This is a genomic window from Paraburkholderia sp. BR10141 (assembly GCF_056155635.1).
This window is the reverse complement of sequence record NZ_JBMIQH010000016.1, coordinates 160893-182997: the sequence shown is the minus strand read 5'-3', so window position 1 is coordinate 182997 and position 22105 is coordinate 160893. Positions and strand designations below refer to the sequence as shown.

The window sequence follows — 22105 nt, the reverse complement described above, 5'->3', positions numbered from 1 at the left end:
AGTCCAGAGATGGCCGAACGTAATCCAGGCTCGCGCGCCGCGCGCGACACCGAGAGCAGCAAGACCACGCTGGTGGTGCGCCGCGTGAAGAAAGGCGGCCACGAGGGTCACCATGGCGGCGCATGGAAGATCGCCTACGCCGACTTCGTGACCGCGATGATGGCGTTTTTCCTCTTGATGTGGCTGCTTGGGTCGACGTCGCAGTACGACCGCGACGGCATCGAGAAGTATTTCAACACGCCGCTTTCGGCCATGCTCGGCAGCAAGCCCGACGCCGCGAACCCCAACCCGAGCGTGGTGCAAGGCGGCGGCCGTGACCTGTCGAGCAAGACGCCGGCCGTGGGCGGCTCGAACGCGCAGCCCACGCTGTCGCACGCCGTACCCGTGGAAGCGGTCGACAAGTCGCGCCTTTCGCAGCTCAAGGAAAAACTCTCGGCGCTCATCGAGCGCAGGCCGGAGTTGCGCGCGTACCGCGACCAGATCCGCATGTCGATCACGGACGAAGGCCTGCGCATCGAGCTGGTCGATTCGCTCAAACGCCCCATGTTCGCGACCGGCAGCGCCAGGCTCGAGGACTACGCGTACGAGATCCTCGTGCAGATCGGCGGCGCGCTGAACGACGTGGACAGCGGCGTGTCGATCGCGGGGCACACCGACTCGGTACCCTACTCGGGCGGCCTCGCCGGCTACTCGAACTGGGAGCTTTCGAGCGAGCGCGCCAACGCCGCGCGCCGCGCGCTGGTGGCCGGCCACCTGAGCGAGGAGAAACTGCTCCAGGTACGCGGCCTCGCGGACGTCCTGCCGCTCGACCACGACACGGCGGACAGCCCGCTGAACCGGCGCATCAGCATTCTGGTGATGAACAAGGCCGCCGAACGCGCGTTCTTCGAGCAGGCCAAACGCTACGACGTGGACACCCCGCAAAAGGCGGCCGCGCCGGCTTCGTAAGGCATCGACGGCGCGACCCGGAGTGGGTCTCCAGAGCGGGTCTCCAGACAGGCAGGCACGCCCCCGATGCGCCTCGCGCCGGCGCATCGAATCGAGGGGCGGGACCGCGGTACGCCGCTTGCTGCATCTCGCGACAGGCGGCCAGAACCGCCGCGGCATCGCCTGCCGCCTGATACGGGAATCGTCGGGAGTCTGGCCGGACTCAACATTGTTCCCTTCATATCTGGAGACCAGCATGCCCACCTTCATTCCTCCGCCCATGCCAACCGGCAATGGCGTGCGCATCGTCGGCAAGGGCCGCGTGAGCGCCGCGGGGCCGGGCCCCGACGTGATGGCCGCCAGCACGCTCGACAGCGACCGCGTGCTGAGTTCGGACGGCCAGGAAGTCGGCAAGATCAAGGAAATCATGCTCGACGTGCAGAGCGGCCGCGTAGCCTACGTGGTGATGTCGAGCGGCGGCTTTCTCGGCATCGGCGACAAGCTGCTCGCCATCCCCTGGAGCGCGCTCATGCTCGACACGAGCCGCAAGTGCTTCCTGCTCAACGTCTCGTCCGAGCGCGTGAAGGAAGCGCCGGGCTTCGACCGGGACAGCTGGCCCTCCATGGCCGACGCGAGCTGGGGCAGCACGCTGCACGCGTACTACGGCGCCGAGCCTTACTGGGCCGCGGTCGAGCCGGTGACGCCGCGTCACTGAGCGTAGTCGTCCAGCACACGGCTCCGAGCGGGTAAGCTGGCGTTCGGAGCCGCGCATCGCATCGAGCGCGCGGGCGTTCAGCGCGGCGTGGTCCCGGTGTTCGCGGCGATTGGCGGTGCCTCGCGGGGCTCGGCCGCCTCCAGCGCCCACGTGTTCACCGTGCGCCGCATCGGGCAGGCAATCACCGTGGCCACGCGGCTCGCCTGCGACGCCTCCGGCGCACTCCAGCCGTCCTCCGCCAGCGCCCGCGCGCGCTGCCTGAACGCGATCTGCAAGGCATCCGACTTCACCGACACCTCGTTCTGCCAAGTCGCCGGGACGCGAACCGGCCGGATGCGCCGCAGCACGGCATGGTCCTCCTCGAAAATGCGCAGATTGCGAGCGCGAAAGCGTCCATCGAACAGCGGATTGCACAGGAAACTGCGGCCCATCATGAAGGGGGCACGGCTGATCGAATCGGCTCATTGGACCAGATTTTGGTTCCCGATGGCGACAGGCGCACAATACGCGCTGTTACAGCACGACGTCGATGTCACTGCGATCAGAGAACACGAGGCAACACCAGGTCACGCCTGGCAACCCTACAGGTAACCCCGAACCATGACCCAGTTCTTCAGCGAAGCCGCCTCCGCCGAGGCCGTCAATGCGCGTATCGGCGAAAACGCCGACGAGCGTCTGCGCGAGGTGATGAGCGCGCTCGTGCGCCATCTGCACGCATTCGCGAAAGAAGTGCAGCTCACGCAGCCGGAATGGGAAACCGCCATCGGCTTCCTCACTACGGCGGGCCAGCTCTGCAGCGCCGAGCGCCAGGAGTTCATCCTGCTCTCGGACACACTGGGGTTTTCCATGCTCGTGGACGCCATCAACAACCGCCGCCCGGGCGCCGCCACCGAAAACACCGTGTTCGGCCCGTTCCACGTGGCCGGCGCGCCCGAGCGCGAGATGGGCGCGTGCATCACCGCCGACGGCAAGGGCGAGCGCTGCCTGTTCGACGGCCGCGTGCTCGATCTCGAAGGCCGTCCGGTGCAGGGCGCGCGCATCGACGTGTGGTCCGACAACGCCGACGGCTACTACGACGTGCAGCAGCCCGGCGTGCAGCCCAGGTGGAACAACCGCGGCATCTTCACGACCGGCGCGGACGGCGCCTATCGCTTCGTCGGCATCAAGCCGGTCTCGTACCCGATCCCACACGACGGCCCGGTGGGCAAGATGCTCGCAAACCTCGGCCGCCACCCGTACCGTCCCGCGCACATGCATTTCCTCATCACCGCGCCGGGCTTCCAGAAGGTCGTCACGCATACCTTCGTGGGCGACGATCCCTACCTGCAGTCGGACGCTGTGTTCGGCGTGAAAGCATCGCTCGTCGCGCCGTACGAGCGGGTGGCAGACAGCGCCACGCCCTGGCGCTCCACGTTCGACTTCGTGCTCATGCCGCTCGCGGCGCCCGCCTGATCCGGCAATGCGGCGAACTGGACGCGATATCGCGCCTTGCTCGCCGCATTGTCCGCCGCTCCCGGGTCATAGACTGGTCTCGCAGTCGAACGAACAACCGGGAACACCTTTGGGGGCGGCGATGCGGGTCACGAACTGGATTCTGGTGCTGGAATGCGCGTATATGGAGTTTTCCAGCTGGCGCGGCAAGAACGTGTATCGCCGTACCGTGGCATACGACAGCGTGGTGTGGTGCTAACCCCTTCCGCAACCCGCTAGCCATCGACGCAACGGCATTCCTCTACTACAGTCGAAGACTTTACCGTCATCACTGCTGGAGAGGATTCGAAGATGTTTTTCCCCGCCGTTGCCACCGCCGCCCTGCTGATCGTCGTGTATGTCCACGCGAACATTCCGCGCTTCACCGAGCGCGGCCCGAAGCGCCTCATCGCCCACGCCACGCTGTTGCTGGCCGGCCTGTGCTTCGGCGTGGTCGGCGCGATGATGTCCGGCACGATCGCGCCGCCGTGGGCGGTGATTGCGTGTGGCATGGGCGTCGTGCATTTGCCGGCGCTCTGCGTGCTCGTGCTCAAGCGCCTGAGGCATTCGGGGCGCAGCTAAAATGCCGTGCCCAGGCGCCTCACTGGCTTGCAATTTTCCCCGATTGACTGGGGAAAACCACCATTGCGCAAGAGGTCCAGCGGGCTCCCGCGCCGACCTTCAGTTCCCTCGCCCAGCGCCGTAAACATGTTCAGTGCTTTGCCGTCTCACGCGCAAAGCACGATCGTTTTTCTGCTACGTAGCCCCTCGCGTTCTGGAGCCCTCTTCGTGTTTGCACGACTCTCTATCTCTGTCCGTCTGCGCATCGCGGTCGGAGTGCTGGCCTTGCTGATCGTGGCAGCCGGCGTTTCCGGCCTTGCGGGCATGTCGCGCACCAATACGGCGCTCGGCTATGCCTATTCGAACCAGTTGGTCGCCGCCATCAACATCGGCAAGGCCAACCTGAATCTGACGATCGCGCGCACGACGCTCGACCGCATCCTACTGCACCCCGACGCGCCCGACATTCAGCCGTTGCTCGACAAGGCGCAGAACTATGTCGACACCTCGAACAAGGCTTGGGAGGTCTACCGCTCGCTGCCGCACGCTCCCGAAGAGCAGGCGCTCGCCGACGGCGTTCAAGCCGCCCTCACCGGCATGCTGGAGCAAGGCATCCAGCCGCTCATGGCCGCGATCAAGCAAGGCGACCGCCAGGCTCAGGATGACATCGCGATGAAGCAGATTCCGCCGCTCTCGGTCGCGCTCACCAAGGCCTCGACCGCGCTCGAGGCATGGCAGAAGGCGCACGGCGAGCAGGCGTTCGACCGCGCGCAGGACCGCTATTCATGGCTGCGGGCCGGCAGCTTCGCGCTGATCGTGCTCGGACTCGCGGTGGCGGGCGTATGCGCCGCGGGACTGCACCGTGCGATCGCCGCGCCGCTCGAGAACGTGCAGGGCGCGCTCCAGCGCATCGCGGACGGCGACCTGACCGCCAACCTCGAAACGCGTTCCAGCGACGAAATGGGCCGCCTCGTGGCGAGCCTCAAGGCCATGCAGGACGCGCTCGCGCACACGGTGCGCAAGGTCAGCCACAGCTCCGAGTCCATTTCCACGGCGACGCGGCAGATCGCCGCCGGCAACGACGACCTCTCGCAGCGCACCGAAGAACAGGCGGCCTCGCTGCAGGAAACGGCCGCGAGCATGGAGCAGCTCACCGCCACGGTCAAGCAGAACGCCGAAAACGCGCGCACCGCGCAGACGCTCGCCAACAGCGCGCAGGAAGTCGCCGATCGCGGCTCGCAAGTCGTGAGCAACGCTGTGCAGACGATGGAGCGCATCGACGGCAGCTCGCAGAAGATTGCCGATATCACCGGCATCATCGAAGGCATTGCTTTCCAGACCAATATCCTCGCGCTCAACGCGGCGGTGGAAGCCGCGCGCGCGGGCGAACAGGGCCGCGGCTTCGCCGTGGTCGCGAGCGAGGTGCGCTCGCTTGCACAGCGTTCGGCGGCGGCCGCCAAAGAGATCAAGACGCTGATCGCCGAATCGGTCGAGCACGTGTCGTCGGGTTCGGAATATGTGCGCTCGGCCGGCGAGACGATGAACGAGATCGGCGAGTCCATTGGCCGCGTGACGACCATCATGCACGAGATCGCGAACGCGTCCGAAGAGCAGCGCGACGGCATCGAGCAAGTGAATCTCGCGGTCTCGCAGATGGACCAGGTCTCACAGCAGAACGCGGCGCTCGTGGAAGAAGCGGCCGCGGCCGCAATGGCGCTCAGCGAGCAGGCCGACTCGCTGCGCGACGCCGTTGGTGCGTTCAGGCTCGCGCACTGAGCGCAGCGCAGGACGATCGATCGAGGCGTTGCCGGCGAACCGGCCGCCTCGATGCTATGCGTTGTTTAACAAGATCATCGCGTGGATCTTTGAAAGCGCCTGCTGCCATGCGGCGGTGTCGCGCGTGGCGTCGCCTTTGTCGATCAGCGGTTCGAGCATTGAAAGCAGGTCTGTAGAGCGCGAGGTGTCTTTCGGCGTGTTCATGTCGGAGACGAGCACACCTCGTTCGTACTTCGAATCACGCGTATCCTGCGCCGACGACTGACTCAGCGTGGCATTCAACAGTACGCCGCGCGACGTCGCCATCTGCACCGTGCTCTCGGCGCTATCGTCCATCCGCACGTAATCGTAGTTTTGCGAATCTCTCGACGATGTGAGGACAGGCGCGCCCCCACCCTGCAGCGCCTGATGGTAGCTCGCGCTCAAATGCGATTGCTGGGTCTGCGAGATCTTGCCCTCGCGCGCCGTGCCTTCGAGCTGCGTGCTCTGCGCAACCTGATACGAGAATGAATCGACTTCACCGGGGCGCATCGGATTGGGCGACGTGCTCGCGTCCGTGATCGACGCGCTGAAGTCTGCGAGACCCGTGAGCATCGCCTGATCCGACTGCTGCAGCGTCGGCGAGTACGCGGCGCCCGGCAATGTCCCGCCCGAAGGCGTGCCATAGTCCTCGTTCATTTGCGTAAAGCCGTCTTCGAACATCGACATCAGCGCGGCATTGCCGTGTCCGCGCGAATTCGCATGGTCGAACTGCTGCAGATAGCTCGCTATCGAAGCCGCGCGCTGCGCGCCCGTTCCCCACAACGCGGAATGACTCGTGTCGACCTTGAGGTTCATCGTGCCTGCGGCGCTCGTGACGCTCAGGCTGCGCGCCGAGTTGTCCTGCGCGTAGCTGGCCGAAATATTCGCGTTGCCGTTGGCCGTCACGCTGTACTGAAAGTTCACCGATGCGAGCGCCGACGTGTCGAACTGCGCGAGGCCGCTCAAATCGAGTTTGGGCGGCACGGCGCCCAGGCCGTCGATGGCCTGCTGGAAACCGTCCGAGAGCTTCGCCAGCGCGTTGCGTTCGCTTTCGCTCAGCGTGCCGCTGCTCTTGATACTCACCGCGAGGCCGCCGTCTTCGCTGCCCAGTTCGATGTCGACCGCCACGCCGCTCGTCGTACGAATCGTCAGACCGATCTGACCACTTGCGCCATGTGATCCTTGTCCTACTGTCGCCAGGCCGCTTGCGGACGAAACGCTCACCGACTGCGCGTAGTCGCTGCCCGTGGTCTTGAAGCGATCGAGCAGCGCACTGCCCAGTCCGGCGAAATGACCGGCCATCGTCTGCGCGGCGTAGTCGCCCATCATCCTGAGCGACACGATATCGCTGGTATCGCTCGCCCAGCTCGACACCGGCGTCGTGCCAGTGAGCGTGCCTTCGGGCGTGTAGGTCTGAAGCACGGCAATGCCATCTGCCGAAGGAATCGTGACGATGGTCGAGGGCGCGAGCGCAGCGAGACTGGACACGTCGGTGTCGGCCTCGGCGGTGGGATTCACGCTGCTCACGAGGGGCGTAAGCGCAAGGGTCGTGGCGGCATTCAAGGACGATAGCGTGGTCATGGCTCGATGCGTTCTTGTTGTTTGCCAGGCTGCACGCCTGGCCGTTCGCAAAAAGGCGCCGCGCGCCAGCATGCCGGCGCGGCCAACTGCTCTATCGCTCTATCGTCAGGTATTACGAAATCTTTAGGTTGACCTTACACCTGCCCATACGGGCACGTGTGCGTATCGAGCCGTTTGCGGCTCAGCTTGCGCAGGCCAACGCGGGCATCCGGCGGGACGCGTCGAAGTCCCGGGCCTTCATGGCAGCCGCAGCGCAGCCACGCTTGTCCAGCCGCTCGGCCAGCAGCCAGCTAAACACGTCCAGCGCGGTCCTGCCGTGCGTCGCAATGAATTCGCGCATCACTTCCTGCACGGCACCTTCCTGTGTCGCCGTCGACAGCATGCTGGAAATATGCGACGCGCCACGCGCGAGTTCGAGCGAATACGCCGCTTCGTAGTAGTACAGGCCGCCTTGACGCGGCTTTTTGTGGGCCTTTTTCATGTTTCCCCCGTTTGCCCATATCTGGCAGGCGCCTGCATCTTTGCAGGCGGCGCATGACGCGGCAATGAATCGGCAGTGCCTGGGGCCAAATCTGTCGCTATGTCTCAAATACTTGTTGTTTTGTCTCACATGCGGCTTGCACGACCCACGTGTTTCATGCTCAACGCATCAAGGCCATCCAGTAGCGCCAGTCGTCCGCCCCGGACTCTTTCGCCAGTTCGGTCTCGCCATTGAGCGCCAGCATGCGTACCGCGCGCGGCGAGAGACCAATCGAACGGCGAAACGCGCGCGTGAAATTCGCGGCGTCGGTGAATCCGTGTGCGGCGGCAATGTCGGCAATCGACATGCCGCGTCGCGCCGGGTCGGCGAGCATCTCGCGGCAGCGCCGCAAGCGGCGCTCGCGCACATAAGTCGCGAAACCGCCCTCCTGTTCGAAAAGCCGGTAAAGCGTGGCGCGCGACATGTCGAATGCACGCGTTACGAATTCCGCGTTCAGTTGCGGATCGGTCAGGCGCTTCTCCACATAGCGGCAGATCGATACGAACACACATTCCTGAACGGCCGGCCAGTGTTCCGGGCTCACGCTCGCGTTGAGCGCGCTGGCCGCAAGTTGAAGCGTGGCGGGCATGACGGCCTGGGCGTGGGTGAGCGTCAACTGCGGGGCATGTCGGTAAAGCGCAGCCAGATGCTCGCGCAGCAGCGCGACCGTGGGATCGGTGCCGCGAATCACACGCATGCTCTGCTGGTCGGGAGCAGTCAGCAAAGGGGCGAGCAAGCGCCGCGGCACCGCCAGGTTAAGGAATTCGCTCTGCGTGGTGTCGGTCGCGAGCGGTTGGGCCGCGTCCACGATGAACATGTCGCCCGGCTGCGTACACGCTTCCGGGCCGCCGTCGCGCGCCCGGCAGTGGCCACCTAGATAGAACTGCAGAACATATTGATCGTGACCGTCACGGCCGATCTTCGCGTTCGAGCGGTCGTAGCGCTGCGCGCCCGTGCGTATCGAGCCCAGCACCACGTCGCCGACCAGATAGCCGCTCACGCTGGTGCCGAATCCCGCGTCGCGCGATTCTGCGGTCTGCGTGTCGAAAATCACGCTCACTGCCTCGCGCCACGCGGAAAACTGCTGGTCGCGAGGCAGCACGCTGGTATCGAACGTGGAATGAGGCAGGGAATTCGGCGTTGGGCTCATAGGCCACCTTGGTATGCGTAATGACTACGGGATGGGCAACCTCCACTCGACTACTGGGCTATCGGTTGCGCGCGCAAATTCTTTAGAGCAGGCGGCGCAAGGAAAAACGAGTAAGGGGAATGCGCCTTGCTGCGCGCTGGACGTGCGGCCATTCGATGCCCCGGAAAGGCTGAAATGCACAACGCGCGGCGCCGTCTTCGACAAAGAGGAGGAAGGTCCGATGAGCCCGCTTCATTGCATCGGCTACCCGTGCTGCGGCGACCTGTTACAAGGTGTATTCAAGTTCACGAAGTGAATACCGCCCTAGCAAGGGCCGGTGCCTCTGCCAGAAAGCCAACAGAGATCCCTCCTTTTATCGAATCTTGATAACGACCTTACCCTTAGCACGTCCGGTTTCAACATAAGCCAAAGCCTCTCGCGTTGACTCGAACGGGAATATACGATCGATCACAGGCTTTATCGCAGCAGAGTCGAAGAGCCCGGCTATCTGGGTTAGCTGATCTCCGTCGGCACGCATAAAGAGGAATGAATAGTCGACATTCCGACGTCTTGCCGCCTTTCGGATGCGATAGCTTAGAAGGTGCATCGCCGCTCTCAGGAACCAGGCGGCACCCATCTGCCTGGCAAATTCAGGATCGGGCGGACCGGCGATTCCGATCAGCTTGCCACCCGACTTGAGCACTTGCAATGATTTTTCGAGGGTCTTTCCGCCCTGCGTATCCAGCACTACGTCATAGTCTTTCAATACAGCGGCAAAGTCGTCCTTCCTGTAATCGATGACGATGTCCGCACCGAGTTGCTTCATCAATCCCGCATTCGCGGCGCTCGCTGTCGTCGCGACGGTTGCGCCCAGATGCTTCGCCAGTTGAATGGCGAAGGTGCCGACACCGCCCGAGCCAGCGTGTATGAGCACCTTCTGCCCTTTCTTCAGTTGTGCTCGTTCGACCAGCGCCTGCCACGCAGTCAGGCCCACCAACGGGATCGAAGCCGCTTCTTCCATACTCAGCGCTTTGGGCTTGAGCGCCACGGCGTCTTCCGTGATCGCGATGAATTCCGCGAAAGTGCCGATCCGGTCTTTGGGCGCTCGCGCATACACCTCATCGCCCGGTTTCAATCGCCTCACGTGTGATCCGACGCGGACAATGGTCCCAGCGAGGTCGTTGCCCAGAATCAGCGGCAAGCGGTAGGGCAAAATAAGCTTGAACTCTCCGTCCCTGATCTTCGAATCAAGCGGGTTCACGCCAGCGGCGTGAATCTGGATGAGTACGTCGTCCTCACGCAGTTCCGGATCCGCCATTTCGCCGGCTCGTATGCCATTCTCGCGTCCATATCGATCGACGACGAATGCCTTCATCATGGTTCGTTGTTCCTTGCCAGTTTCTTGTTGCGTGAATCATCTACGCTGTGAGCCGCAGGTCCTTGCGAATGCCGGCGTCCACCAGGCCCACAGGGGCAAATCTGCGTAGCAATCGGAGACGGCCGGCGAGTCCGCCCGCCGCATAGCGGAGTTTCGGGCGCGCCGCGAGAGCGGCCCGCAATACAGTTTCGGCCACAACCTCAGGACCGTCAGCGCTTTCGACTACCTCCTTCACTCGCCGATCGTGCGCGCCTGATCGTTGGATCAAAAATATGATAGACATCATATTTATGATCCAACGAAAGCCGATACCGGGCACACGGATTACTCATCAGCGGGTGCGAATTTATTCACTGCGGCTTCGAGAAGACTATCCGACAGTTTGGGGTCGTCGACGGCGCGCGCCAGCACCATGGTGCCGACCATGGTAGCAACAGTCAGAAGTGCCTGCTCATGCGCGCCCGGCTGCCCCCAGTCGGGCAATTGGCGCGCGACGACATCGATCATCTCCTTGATGCGGCGGGTGGCCGCGCGACGCACGACTGGCGCCTGACGCGGCATCTCCGAGCCAAGGGCAGAGACCGGGCAGCCCGTTTCTATGGCGTCACGGTGCTCCTTCGACAGATAGGCGCGCACCATCGACGGCAATGCCTGCTCCTGCGGCACGGAGGCGGCGATTTGCTCCGACAATGCCACGGCCTCGGCACCGGCGCGGTCGGCCGCTTCCGCAAGCAGCACTTCCCGCGATGGAAAGTGCGCGTAGAAGCCGCCATGTGTCAGGCCAGCCTCCTTCATGATGTCGGCCACTCCCGTCCCGTCGTAGCCACTGCGTCGAATCGCGCGGGCGGCAACCTCGACGATGCGCTCGTGCGTGATTTCCTTGCGGCTGGCCGGTTTTCGATTGGATGATGGTTTCTGCATGATGGTCATCATATACCACTTCAGCGCAATTTGCTGCACGAAGCAATCTCGGTTGGGATCACCCACCCAAAGCAGCCATTGAAACAACCGTGAGCGCGCTGCCTAGCTCGCTCGCCGGCTGCAAAAGCGGCATGGGAATCATCCCCGTCGCTCGAGCCGCGCACAGGAGAACGAAGCCGACGATAAACCATGGCACCAGCTTCGTCAGACGAACCTTGCCGGGCAGCATCGTCGTACCGTCGCCCGGCTCCGGCGTACCTGGGTTCGCAGCACGTACAGGCAGAAGCGTGGACAGGAGCAGCATCACCGGTCCGAGCATGAGCACACGCACCAGTTTAACCAGCGTGCCAATATGCACACTGACGGGTGAAACGGGTATGGTCGCTGCAAGCACCTGTGGTACCGCATAGACGGTCATACCTGCCAATGTCCCATATTGCACGGCGTTCAGATGAAGAGCCGCAGATATCAGCGGCAAGCCAAGCACTACCGCAACGCCAAGCACCGCGGTGAAGGCGATCGATGCAGTGACATCGTCGCGGCTGGCGCCGATCACGGGCGCAACCGCTGCGATGGCTGAATTTCCGCAGATCGAATTTCCGCACGCGATCAGGACCGCCATGCGCCGTGGCAACTTCAGTGCGCGTCCTGTTCCGTAACTCGCCAGGATGGCCGCGATGACGATCACAACGATGCCCGACAGCAGCTTGAGGCCGGTCGCCTGCAATGCGGCGGCGCTAAAGGATACGCCGAGCAGCACGACGGAGATTTCCAGCAAGGCTTTGGCGCTAAACGTAATCCCGCTTGTCCAACGCTCACCCGGCGTCCATATCATACGGACCAGCGCGCCAACGACGATCGCGAGCACGAGCGATTCAAGCCACACATGACCAAATAGACGCGCTTGCAGCGTTTGCAGCAGCCATGCGATCAGGCACACGCCGGCACAGAGCGCAACACCGGGAATCAGTCCAATAAGGTAACAGGGCCCAACCGCATACTTGCTACGGGATGTTCGGCGATTCGGCGAAAGAGACGACATTTCGACACCAGTCGGTTAAACGGAGTGACTAGGCTATGCGTCGTTCGGTGTCGTGAAAAATACAAAATAGGCAGCTGTTGCCTGACTTTGAGTTATGCCACCTCATTTCCAGGTTCTGGCAGCCCCCTGCAGGCTGATCACGGCGATCGTTTCCCACAGGAAACGGTGTTGCACTTGCGGCATCCTTTAATGGCGGATGAAACGGCGCTACCATCGTGGCCGTCTCGTGGGAAATCGTGGGTCGCCGGATTTCGGACCATGAATCGGCCACGGCGATTCTCGCGGGCCTTGCCAATGAATTTCACTCATCTGTTTGCTTTCTATGAAGTTGCCCGCGCCGGCAGCTTGAGCGGCGGCGCCTTGCGTCTGCGGGTAAGCCAGCCCGCCGTTAGCCGCGAGGTCAAGGAACTGGAAGATCGCCTGGGTGTCCTACTCTTCGACAGGCTGCCCCGAGGCGTGGCGCTCACCTATGCGGGGAAACTGCTATTCGACTACGCAGAACGGATATTCACCCTCGCCGAGGCGGCCCGATCCGAATTGAAGGAAATCGCAGGTCTTGACTCAGGGCACCTTCAAATAGGCGCGAGCGCAACACTAGGTGTCTACCTCGTGCCGAAGATGATCGCCACGTTCACGACGCGCTATCCAAAGATCAGCATCGAACTGACTGTCACCAATACACAGGAGGTCGTGCGCGGCCTCGGTAACGGCAACTACACGCTCGGTTTCATCGAGGGTCCATACGACGAAGCACGCCTGCACGCGCAATATGTTGGCTCCGACGAAATCGTACTCGCAGCCGCGCCGGGATTACGTCAAAGCAACGGGCAACTACTGTTGGCGCGCAATCTTGCAGAACGGAGGGTGATCCTGCGCGAACCGGGTTCGGGTACGCGCGCGGTAGTCGAGTCCGCGTATCAGCGCGCCGGGTTCGAGATGGTACCTTCCATGTCGGTGAGCGATACGGAGGCCATCAAGCGCATGCTTGTTTCGCAACCGAGCATGGCCTACCTGTCCTCACTCAGTATCGAGACGGAAATCGCCCGTGGCGAAATCCGCACCCTGGAGGTGGCTGACATGCGAATAGAACGCGCGCTGCATCTGGTCTGGCTCAAGAGGCGTTCGCTTTCACCATGCGCTCGGGCCTTCTTCGAACTAGCCCTTGAGCATACCGCGCATGCGGGCGGTCCTTTTCCCATCGCGGGGGCTCATGTTTGCGACGCTCCGGCAATGCAGAGCGACCAAGCCCGGCTAGCCCCCCGCGGCCATCCCTGACTTGGCTATGCGTGCGACTCGACCGCCCTCCCCGCTTTGAAACTGTTGAACGATCATATCGACGACGACACGCACGCGTGCCGTCCGGTGAAAATCGGCATGCATGCCGAGCCAGACATCGTAGGCACTTTCCACATCGGGCAGCACGCGCACAAGATCAGGAATGGCATCACCGATATAGGTCGGCAATTCTCCGATGCCCAGCGCGCCTTGCAAGGAGGCGACGAGCGCGAGAATCGAGTTCACCTGTACGCCCGGCACCCGCAGGCTGGTTCTCAACGCTTGCAGCGGCGGGAACCAGCGGATCCCGTCGCCCGCGACAAGCGCGACGAACTCGTGCGCAACGAGATCGCCAATATCACGCGGCGTCGGGAAGTTCGCAAGGTACGCCGGACTCGCGTACAGCGCGGTCGTCAGACCGGGAAGACGACGCACGATAGCGGACGCCTGCTCCGGTCGTACGTTGCGCGCGACGATATCGTTCTCGCGTTGTGCGAGCCGGGAAAACGCTGAAGCGATATCCACCTCGATGCGAATCTCCGGGTACTTGCGACGCACCGATGCAATGGCCGGTATGACATACCCGGTGCCCAGCACATCCGACGTGCCAACACGGACCACACCGCGCGGCGACATATCTGCACCACCCGCGCGCCGCTCGAGTTCCAGCGCACTGCGCTCCATCTGCGTCGCGACGTCGACCAGTGCTTCGGCCGTGTCTGTCGGCAAATAGCCGCGGGGCGTGCGCAGAAACAGCCTGGCCTTCAGTTCATGCTCCAGCGCGGCCAGTTGACGGCTGACTGTAGGCGGATTGCTGTTCAATTCGCGCGAAGCGCCGGCAAGCGTCCGATGCCGATAGACGGCAATGAAAAACCGCAATCTGTTCCAGTCCATAGGTTCATTTCATCAGACGAACACGTCGACCAGTCGTTTCAAGAATGGAATCCAGCATTACCGAATCGACCGTTTATGCAAGTATCGCCGGAAACTAGACTGACCGTGTTCTCGTAACGAAGAGGGAGATGATGGATCTGAAACTGTCGGGAAAAACGGCGCTCGTGCTCGGCGCGTCACGCGGGCTCGGACTGGCGAGCGCAATCGAACTGGGACGCGAGGGGGCGAACGTGATGATCGCTTCGTCGAACGGCGGCCATCATGCACACGCACTGGCGCAGCTACGCGAAGCGGGCGTGACGAACGCACATGCGATCACAGTGGACGTAAGGCGTCCAGACGACGCATCGCATGCGCTCGCCGGTACCGTCGCCCAATTTGGCTCGCTCGATATTCTCGTCAACAACGCCGGAGGTCCGCCCTTCGGCTCGTTCGACACGTTTGACGACGCCGCGTGGCAAGAGGCGTTCGATCTCAGCTTCTTGAGCATCGCGCGCTTCACACGCCTGGCGCTGCCGCATCTGCGCCGCTCCGGCGAGGGCCGCGTGATCAATATCGTCAGCTTTTCGGTGCGGCACGCAATGCAGGGATCGATTCTGTCGACGAGCATGCGCCTGGGCGTAGTCGGCCTCGCCAAGCTGCTGTCACGCGAGGCGAACGGCAATGGCATCACCGTCAACAACGTGGCACCGGGATTGATACTGACCGACCGCATCCGCGAGTCGTCGCTCAAGCAGAAACTCGCGGACGGCAGAAGCGAACAACAGGGCCTCGCGGAACTGGCCGCGGAAGTCCCCTTGCGGCGCCTCGGTCGTCCGGAGGAACTCGGCGCGCTGGTCGCGTTTCTGGCGTCTCCCCGCGCCAGCTATATCAACGGCGCAACGATCCAGGTCGACGGGGGCCTCGGCACCGGCATTCTGTGATTCGCGAGGCCGGCGCGCTTCGGCTCGCGGCGCCGCTTCGTTCACCATTTCGTCAGACGAGAACCGCACTGAAAGCGGTCTAGAATGGATTCATTGTCTCAGTACGGAAACGATCGCCATGATCGACCTCAATGATCTGTATTACTTTTCGGTCGTGGTCGAGAAACGTGGCTTTTCCGCTGCGGCCGATGCAATCGGGATACCCAAGGGCACCCTTAGCAAACGCCTGCAGGCATTGGAGCAGGCGCTGGGACTGCGCCTTGCGAACCGCACGACGCGCAAGTTCTCGCTCACCGAGGCGGGCGTGGACTTCCACGCGCACTGCCTGCGCGTAATGAACGAGGTACGCGATGCCGAGCAGGCCGCACAGGCGCGCCTGACGGAGCCGGTTGGACGCGTGCGCATCACGTGTGCGGCCGGCATCGTCCGGATGGCGCTCGATAGAGTGCTGCCGCCGTTTCTCGCCGTGCATCCGAAAATCGACATCGATCTGCAGACCTCCAGCCGCTATGTCGACATCGTTGAAGAAGGGTATGACATTGCGCTGCGCAGCCATACGGAGCCGCTGCAAAGTTCGTCGCTGATCGCGCGGCCCGTTGGGCAAACGCGCGTAGTGCTCGTCGCGAGCCCCACGCTCTTTGCGAATGGACCGCCCTCCGAGCCGGCTGAGCTGAACGGCGCGGACGGCATGCAGCTGGCGCGTCGCGATACCGGCTGTACCTGGTTGCTGCATGCCTCGGATGGACGCACCGCGACCGTTTCCTACCACCCGAGGATTCGCTGCAACGACGCGCCGTTCGCGAAGTTCGCGGCCCAGGCGGGGCTAGGCGTCGTCGCCCTACCCTCGCCGATGTGCAAGGCCGAACTCGCAGACGGACGGCTCGTGCGCGTCCTCCCGGACTGGCACATCCCACGAGGCACGTTAAGTATCGTCTTTCCGTCGCAACGCGGCATGACGCAAGCGATGCGCGCGACCGTCGACTATCTCGCCGAAGCGTTGCCCGCCTTGATGAACGACTGACTCCCTTCGCAAACAGCCTTCATTCGAGCGCATGAAAAAGGGCGCAGGCCCGATTTCGTCCTCGTCCCGATCGTTTCCACGCGGAAACAGTTTTACTCCTCCAGCCGTCTTTTTCATTGTTTCCCTGCTGTCTACGATGACGCTCTTCAAGGAGGAGCAATCAGATGGCAAATACGTTGTCCCGTGCCGAGCGGCGTATCGCTCAACGCGCACGATCGCTGAACAGTTCGGCGATTCGCGAAATTCTCAAGCTCACCGAACGACCCGACATGATCTCGTTCGCGGGCGGCGTTCCGTCGCCCGCCTCGTTTCCGCTCGCCGCACTACGCGATGCATCCGCTCGGGCGACGCATGCTTCCAGTGCCGACATCTTCCAGTACAGCGCGACGGAAGGCTATGCGCCATTGCGCGAATGGATCGCGCGCGCGCACTCGACCAGCCAGCATCCCGTCACGCCGTCCAACGTCCTGATCACGAGCGGCTCCCAGCAGGCGTTCGACCTCATCGGCAAGGTGCTCGTCGATCCCCAAAGCGCGGTGCTCGTGGAGCGGCCGACGTATCTCGGCGCGCTGCAGTCGCTCTCGCTATACGAACCCGAATTCGTGAGCGTGCAGACGGACGACCACGGCATCGTGTCGAAAGCGCTCGAGTACATCGAACCCGAGCGCGCCGCGCTGTTGTATCTGCAGCCGAACTTCCAGAACCCCACGGGGACGCGTCTGCCGTTCCAGCGTCGCAGGAAGATCGCAGAAATCGCCCGCCGCACCGGGCTCATCGTCGTCGAGGACGATCCCTATGCCGCGCTTGCGTTCGACGGCGGTCAGTTGCCGTCCATCCATTCGATGGCGCCCGACAACGTCATTTACCTGGGTTCGTTTTCAAAGGCCCTCGCGCCCGGATTGCGGGTCGGCTACATGATCGTGCCGGGCGCGCTGCAGCAAAAGTTCGTCCAGGTCAAGCAGGCGGCCGATCTGCATAGCTCGACGCTTTCGCAGCACATCGTCTACGAGACCGTGCGCGACGGATTGCTCGAATCTCACGTACCGCGACTTGCCAGTTTCTATCGTCAGCAATGCGAAGCAATGCTATCCGCACTCGACAGGCACATGCCCGAAGGCGTGCGCTGGAACGTGCCCGAAGGCGGCATGTTCGTCTGGCTCGCGCTGCCGCCCGACATCGACAGCGCGGCACTGCTCGAAGACGCGCTTGCCGTCAATGTCGCATTCGTCCCCGGCGCGCCGTTCTTTGCACGCGATCCGCTCCACCACTTTCTGCGCCTGTCCTTCGCGACCGTATCGCCGCAGCAGATCGACCGCGGCATCGAACGGCTGGCGGCGCTCATCAACGCGCACTCGCGTGCGTTCACCCCCGTTTTCGACCTGGAACTCGACCGATGACATCCCGGCTGACTCTGCTGTTGCTTGCCTCGCCCATTGTTGCCGCGCTTAGCGTGCCGTTCTACAACCGCATGACACCCACGCTCGACGGCTGGCCATTCTTCTACTGGTGGCAAACGGGCTGCGTTCTCGCGGGCGCGCTGCTGACGGGCGCAGCTTACCTGCTCGACGCGAGCGCCGCGCGCAAGTCCGCAGCGCGATCGCAAGAAGGTGCCGCATGAACGTAATGTCGATAGGTATCTTCATCGCACTTTTTGCACTGGTGAGCGTGCTGGGGATGGCGGCGGCGCGATGGCGGCGCAGCGATCTCAGCGCCATTCACGAATGGGGACTCGCCGGTCGGCGCTTCGGCACCGTCATGAGCTGGTTCCTGGTCGGCGGCGACCTTTACACCGCGTACACCTTCGTCGCCGTGCCGGCGCTTGTTTTCGCTGCGGGCGCGACGGGTTTCTTCGCGGTGCCGTACACCATCATCACGTTTCCTCTCGGCTTTCTCGTCTTGCCGCGCCTGTGGCGCGTTGCGCGCAAGCATGGCCATGTGACCCTCGCCGACTACATCGAACAGCGCTTTGGCAGTCGCCCCCTTGCGCTCGCGATCGCGTTGACAGGCATTCTCGCGACCATGCCGTATATTGCGTTGCAACTGGTGGGCATTCGGGTCACGCTCGGCGCGCTCGGCCTTCCGACGCATGGCTGGCTCGGCGAAACGCCGCTTTTCGTCGCGTTCGGCGTACTCGCGGTCTATACGTGGTCGAGCGGATTACGCGCGCCGGCAATGATCGCTGTCGTCAAGGACTTGCTGATCTACGCGACGATCATCGGGGCACTGATCGTGATCCCGGCGCGGCTTGGCGGCTTCGGTCACATGTTCGCGGCGTTGCCGCCAGCGAAGCTGCTGCTGAAAGCGCCGGACGCCACGAGCCTCAACGCGTACTCGTCGTATGCAACACTCGCGCTCGGCTCGGCACTTGCGTTGCTGCTCTATCCGCATTCGATGACGGCAACACTCTCCGCATCATCCGATCGCGTGATCCGACGCAACATGGCCTTGCTGCCTGCGTATTCGCTGCTGCTCGCCTTCGTCGCACTGCTTGGTGTGATGGCGCTCGCGGCGGGTGTCGGCGCGATGCCCGAGTACGCGGCTAAGTTCCGGCAATACGGCCCGAACTTCGCAGTGTTCGCACTTTTCCTGCACTACTTCCCTTCGTGGTTCGTCGGCGTCGCGTTCGCGGCGATCGGCATTGGCGCGCTGGTGCCCGCCGCGATCATGTCGATTGCCGCGGCCAATCTTTTCACGCGCAACGTGTGGCGGCCGTATTTCGCGCCGTATTGCAGCGCGGCGCGCGAGACCCGGGTGGCAAAGCAGGTCTCGCTGTTCGTCAAGTTCGGGGCGCTGGGTTTCGTGCTGTTCATGCCCGTTCAGTTTGCCATTCAGTTGCAGCTGCTCGGCGGCGTCTGGATCACGCAGACCTTGCCTGCCGTCGTGCTGGGTCTCTTCGTGCCCGCCGTGCGCGCGCGCAGTCTGATGGCGGGCTGGATATCCGGTCTGGGCACCGGCACGTGGATGGTGGCCGTGAATGGCTTCAAGACCGCTACTTACACGATTCATGTCGGCGCGCTCGCGATGCCGGTCTATGCCGCTGTGATCGCGTTGCTTGCCAACCTCATCGTCGTCCTCGCGTCGTCGGTCCTTTTCACGAAACCGCAGGAAGAAGGAGTCGAAGGTGACCTCCAGAACTGATAGCACCAACGCTGCGCTCGCGGGCATCGACATCGATACCTTGATGTCGCACCTCGCGTGCCCCACGGCCGAGACCGGCCTCGCGGTCGGCGACATGATGGAGCGCGTCAACGCCGCGTTGATCGATGCAGCGTTCACCAGACTCGATCCGCAGGCGGACGAACGCATCGTCGAGATCGGGCCAGGCAACGGCGGCCATATCCTGTCCGTGCTGACGCGTGCGCCACGGCTGACGCTCGTGGGCATCGACATATCGCCGACGATGACGACTGCGGCTCGCGAACGCAACGCCATGTTGCTGGCGCGCGGACGCGTCGCGCTGACGACGGCGGACGTCGCCAGCATTCCCTACGCAAACGCCTCATTCGACAAGGCCATCGCGATCAACAGCGTCTACTTCTGGCCGGACCTCCTGGCAGCCCTTCGGGAAATCCGCCGTGTGCTGCGCGACGAAGGACAACTGGTGATCGCGGCGATGACACCCGAAGCGGCGCTGTCGATGCCGTTCAGCCGCCACGGTTTTCGCGTTCATGGACCGACCGCTTTTCGCGAAGCCTGCTTCGAAGCCGGCTTCGATCACGTGCAGATCGAACGCTATGTCGATCACGGGTCCGCGGCGCCCGCGCCCGCCGCGCAACGCACGTTCTTTCTCGTGCGCGCTTCGTGCATGTAGTGGATCACGCTTCAGGAGTGTTTTATGTTTCCTCATGTTCAATCGTTTCATGATGCAGTAACGGGCACTGTCAGTCACATCGTTCATGCGGGCGCGGGTTCGACTTGCGCGGTGATCGACCCGGTACTGGACTACGACACGGCGTCCGGGCGCCCGTCGACTGCGTCACTCGATCGCATCCTCGCGTTTATCGGGGAGCAGCATCTGGTCGTCGGATGGATTCTCGAAACGCATGCGCATGCGGATCATCTATCGGGCGCCGTCGAACTGAAACGGCGTAGGGGCGGCACCATCGCTACGAGCGCGCGTATCGCCGACGTGCGCTCGCTGTTCTCGACGACGTTCGATCTCGCCGACGAGCACGGCTTTGATTGTCTATTCGGACCCGAGGAGGCATTCACGATCGGCACCATGACGGCGCGTGCGATTCCGACACCCGGACACACGCCCGCAGACACGGCCTATTTGATTGGCGATGCGCTGTTCGTCGGCGATACGCTGTTTATGCCCGACCTCGGCACGGCACGCTGCGATTTCCCGGGTGGCGATGCGAAAACGCTCTATGCGTCGGTGCGGCGGCTCCTGGCACTGCCCGAATCGACCCGCGTATTCGTCTGTCACGACTACCCGCCTGCGGGGCGTGACGTACGCTTCGAAACGACGATTGCCGAGCAGCGGCAACACAATATCCATGTGCGCGACGGCATCAGCGAAAGCGAATTCGTTGCGATGCGAACTGCGCGCGATCTCACGCTGAAGGTGCCGGCGCTGCTGTTCCCCGCGATGCAGGTGAATTTGCGCGGCGGACGTCTGCCCGCTTCCGATGGCAACGGCCGTCGCTATATGCGGATTCCGATCGACGAGTCCTGTTTCGTGGCGGATCCCTCATGATCGGCGCGCCAAGACGGTTGCTTAAGCGCGCGGGTCCAGGCCGTGGCAATGCGTTTTGCTTCGCTACGGAAGCTCCGACTGGCGCGTGCATCGACGCAGATGCGCCTCCGCCATCAATGGACGACAGCGCCGCCCCGACCGCCCCGGTCGATTACGAAATCGAACTCATGCGCTACCTGCTGCTTTCGATGGCTGCTGCCTACTGAACACAGCATCGCTGTTCGTTGCCTGGAAACTTCAGCGCCGTGACGCGAGACTCCACCACCTCGCTGCGATGGGTACATCGTCGTCGCGCGCGCCGCTTTGGGAATTCTTCGAAATGAGAAAACGTGCAAGATTCAACGCGACTCCCAGTTTGGACAAGCGCGATGCTGGCTCAATTGTCGTACGCCATTTGCCTGCGATCCTGCTGCTATTGCTTTTGGGCTTGAATGCGTTTGTTCTTGGCATCGTGGGATAGCTGTGATCACGCACTCAGGCGCGCACCACCGTCACGCCGGCCGCTTCGATCGGCTCGATCAGCTTCGCGTCCGCCGAACGCTCGACGACGATGGTCTGCGCCATACCGATTGGACCGATGCAATACGGCGACGCGGCGTTGAGCTTCTCGGCCGACGCCAGGACGACCGTTTCAGCCGCGCGCGCAGCCAGCGCGCGTTTTACATAGGATTCCTCGAAATCGCCCGTGCTCAGCCCGGCTTGCACGTGCACGCCCGTCACGCCCATGAAGTACAGGTCTGCGTGAATGTGCGCGATCGCCTCCACGGCCGCCGCGCCCACGGTGACCACCGAATGCTTGTAGAGCTTCCCGCCGATCAGCACGACTTCGATGGCGGGATGCTCCGCGAGCGCCACCGCGACGCCGGGGCTATGCGTGACGATGGTTGCCCGCAGATCGCGCGGCAGGCACTCGACCAGAAGCGCCGAGGTCGTCCCGCCATCGACGATCGCCACCTGCCCCGGCGCGATCATGTCCGCGGCCTTTTGCGCAATGCGTCGCTTCGCTGCCACCTCCATGCCGCGCCGCTCTGCGATAGGCGCCACCGCCGGCGAAGCCGGGAGCGCGCCGCCGTGCACGCGCTGCAACAGGCCCTCGGCGGCCAGCTCGCGCAGGTCGCGCCGCACGGTGTCCTCGGAAACGCCGAATTGCGCGCTCAGTTCGCCGGCGAGCACCTGGCCATCGCGCTTGAGCGCCGCGAGTATCGCTTTCTTTCGTTGATCTGTGAGCATGGGAATGGCGCACACCGGG

The 22105-nt window shown here is 63.2% G+C and carries 22 protein-coding genes and 1 pseudogene; 13 read left to right on the top strand and 10 right to left on the bottom strand.

All coding sequences use genetic code 11. From position 1 onward, the window contains the following. Positions 1–9: 9 nt before the first annotated feature. Complete coding sequence (gene motB, locus ACOJB8_RS22625) at positions 10–948, top strand: flagellar motor protein MotB (protein ID WP_475014310.1); 939 nt, start codon at positions 10–12, stop codon at positions 946–948. Between the two features lie 235 nt (positions 949–1183). Beyond that, positions 1184–1642 carry a PRC-barrel domain-containing protein gene (locus ACOJB8_RS22620; RefSeq protein WP_256094804.1) on the top strand — a complete coding sequence of 153 codons (459 nt, stop codon included), beginning with the start codon at positions 1184–1186 and terminating at the stop codon, positions 1640–1642. 77 nt (positions 1643–1719) lie between these two features. Here the strand turns inward: ACOJB8_RS22620 and ACOJB8_RS22615 are convergent, their stop codons facing one another. After that, entirely contained in the window at positions 1720–2076 is a 357-nt protein-coding gene (locus tag ACOJB8_RS22615; protein WP_475014307.1) for a hypothetical protein, read from the bottom strand. 166 nt (positions 2077–2242) lie between these two features. On the opposite strand from ACOJB8_RS22615, the gene ACOJB8_RS22610 reads away from it, so the two are divergent. The 3 genes from ACOJB8_RS22610 (at position 2243) to ACOJB8_RS22600 (ending at position 5449) form a co-directional block, all read left to right on the top strand. Beyond that, positions 2243–3094: an intradiol ring-cleavage dioxygenase gene (locus ACOJB8_RS22610; protein ID WP_475014305.1), complete on the top strand. Its 852-nt coding sequence runs from the start codon at positions 2243–2245 to the stop codon at positions 3092–3094. Positions 3095–3424: 330 nt separating this feature from the next. After that, entirely contained in the window at positions 3425–3694 is a 270-nt protein-coding gene (locus ACOJB8_RS22605; protein ID WP_368618741.1) for a hypothetical protein, read from the top strand. A gap of 207 nt (positions 3695–3901) precedes the next feature. Next, entirely contained in the window at positions 3902–5449 is a 1548-nt protein-coding gene (locus ACOJB8_RS22600; protein ID WP_368602418.1) for a methyl-accepting chemotaxis protein, read from the top strand. 54 nt (positions 5450–5503) lie between these two features. Here the strand turns inward: ACOJB8_RS22600 and ACOJB8_RS22595 are convergent, their stop codons facing one another. From ACOJB8_RS22595 to ACOJB8_RS22565, 7 genes and pseudogenes are all read right to left on the bottom strand, one after another. Further along, positions 5504–7051 (bottom strand): hypothetical protein, encoded by a 1548-nt coding sequence (locus ACOJB8_RS22595; protein WP_475014301.1) that lies wholly within the window; start codon positions 7049–7051, stop codon positions 5504–5506. A 181-nt stretch (positions 7052–7232) separates the two neighbouring features. After that, positions 7233–7532 (bottom strand): hypothetical protein, encoded by a 300-nt coding sequence (locus tag ACOJB8_RS22590; RefSeq protein ID WP_069265882.1) that lies wholly within the window; start codon positions 7530–7532, stop codon positions 7233–7235. A 160-nt stretch (positions 7533–7692) separates the two neighbouring features. Beyond that, entirely contained in the window at positions 7693–8721 is a 1029-nt protein-coding gene (locus ACOJB8_RS22585) for a helix-turn-helix domain-containing protein (protein ID WP_475014299.1), read from the bottom strand. Positions 8722–9073: 352 nt separating this feature from the next. After that, a complete protein-coding gene (locus ACOJB8_RS22580; RefSeq protein ID WP_475014344.1) occupies positions 9074–10075 on the bottom strand; it encodes an NADP-dependent oxidoreductase in 1002 nt (333 codons plus the stop codon). Positions 10076–10118: 43 nt separating this feature from the next. Further along, a pseudogene (locus ACOJB8_RS22575) lies at positions 10119–10322 on the bottom strand (oxidoreductase); the annotation flags it as partial. Between the two features lie 80 nt (positions 10323–10402). Next, on the bottom strand, positions 10403–11011 hold the full coding sequence (locus ACOJB8_RS22570; protein ID WP_069265991.1) for a TetR/AcrR family transcriptional regulator: 609 nt from the start codon (positions 11009–11011) through the stop codon (positions 10403–10405). A 46-nt stretch (positions 11012–11057) separates the two neighbouring features. Further along, complete coding sequence (locus tag ACOJB8_RS22565; RefSeq protein WP_475014297.1) at positions 11058–12041, bottom strand: YeiH family protein; 984 nt, start codon at positions 12039–12041, stop codon at positions 11058–11060. Between the two features lie 294 nt (positions 12042–12335). Here ACOJB8_RS22565 and ACOJB8_RS22560 point away from each other — a divergent pair, with 294 nt between their 5' ends. Beyond that, entirely contained in the window at positions 12336–13316 is a 981-nt protein-coding gene (locus ACOJB8_RS22560; protein ID WP_368602413.1) for a LysR family transcriptional regulator, read from the top strand. Here the strand turns inward: ACOJB8_RS22560 and ACOJB8_RS22555 are convergent. Then, the gene (locus ACOJB8_RS22555) at positions 13293–14210 is read right to left on the bottom strand and encodes a LysR family transcriptional regulator (RefSeq protein ID WP_368602412.1); all 918 of its coding nucleotides are present in this window, start codon (positions 14208–14210) and stop codon (positions 13293–13295) included. The two genes, ACOJB8_RS22560 and ACOJB8_RS22555, sit on opposite strands and share 24 nt — an antisense overlap. A gap of 128 nt (positions 14211–14338) precedes the next feature. On the opposite strand from ACOJB8_RS22555, the gene ACOJB8_RS22550 reads away from it, so the two are divergent. From ACOJB8_RS22550 to ACOJB8_RS22520, 7 genes are all read left to right on the top strand, one after another. Beyond that, the gene (locus tag ACOJB8_RS22550; protein WP_475014293.1) at positions 14339–15133 is read left to right on the top strand and encodes an SDR family oxidoreductase; all 795 of its coding nucleotides are present in this window, start codon (positions 14339–14341) and stop codon (positions 15131–15133) included. 118 nt (positions 15134–15251) lie between these two features. Next, entirely contained in the window at positions 15252–16154 is a 903-nt protein-coding gene (locus tag ACOJB8_RS22545; RefSeq protein WP_069265874.1) for a LysR substrate-binding domain-containing protein, read from the top strand. 164 nt (positions 16155–16318) lie between these two features. Next, on the top strand, positions 16319–17551 hold the full coding sequence (locus ACOJB8_RS22540; protein WP_368683432.1) for an aminotransferase-like domain-containing protein: 1233 nt from the start codon (positions 16319–16321) through the stop codon (positions 17549–17551). Further along, a complete protein-coding gene (locus tag ACOJB8_RS22535) occupies positions 17548–17772 on the top strand; it encodes a DUF3311 domain-containing protein (RefSeq protein WP_475014288.1) in 225 nt (74 codons plus the stop codon). The genes ACOJB8_RS22540 and ACOJB8_RS22535 overlap by 4 nt, the downstream gene beginning before the upstream one ends. Continuing rightward, on the top strand, positions 17769–19292 hold the full coding sequence (mctP, locus tag ACOJB8_RS22530) for a monocarboxylate uptake permease MctP (RefSeq protein WP_475014285.1): 1524 nt from the start codon (positions 17769–17771) through the stop codon (positions 19290–19292). The genes ACOJB8_RS22535 and mctP overlap by 4 nt, the downstream gene beginning before the upstream one ends. Next, positions 19276–19965 carry a class I SAM-dependent methyltransferase gene (locus ACOJB8_RS22525; protein ID WP_368602408.1) on the top strand — a complete coding sequence of 230 codons (690 nt, stop codon included), beginning with the start codon at positions 19276–19278 and terminating at the stop codon, positions 19963–19965. Before mctP ends, ACOJB8_RS22525 begins: the two co-directional genes overlap by 17 nt. A 24-nt stretch (positions 19966–19989) precedes the next feature. Beyond that, positions 19990–20856 (top strand): MBL fold metallo-hydrolase, encoded by an 867-nt coding sequence (locus ACOJB8_RS22520; RefSeq protein WP_475014282.1) that lies wholly within the window; start codon positions 19990–19992, stop codon positions 20854–20856. A gap of 474 nt (positions 20857–21330) precedes the next feature. Here the strand turns inward: ACOJB8_RS22520 and ACOJB8_RS22515 are convergent, their stop codons facing one another. Then, positions 21331–22086, bottom strand: a complete 756-nt coding sequence (locus ACOJB8_RS22515) for a DeoR/GlpR family DNA-binding transcription regulator (RefSeq protein ID WP_368618753.1) — start codon at positions 22084–22086, stop codon at positions 21331–21333. Between the last annotated feature and the right edge of the window lie 19 nt (positions 22087–22105).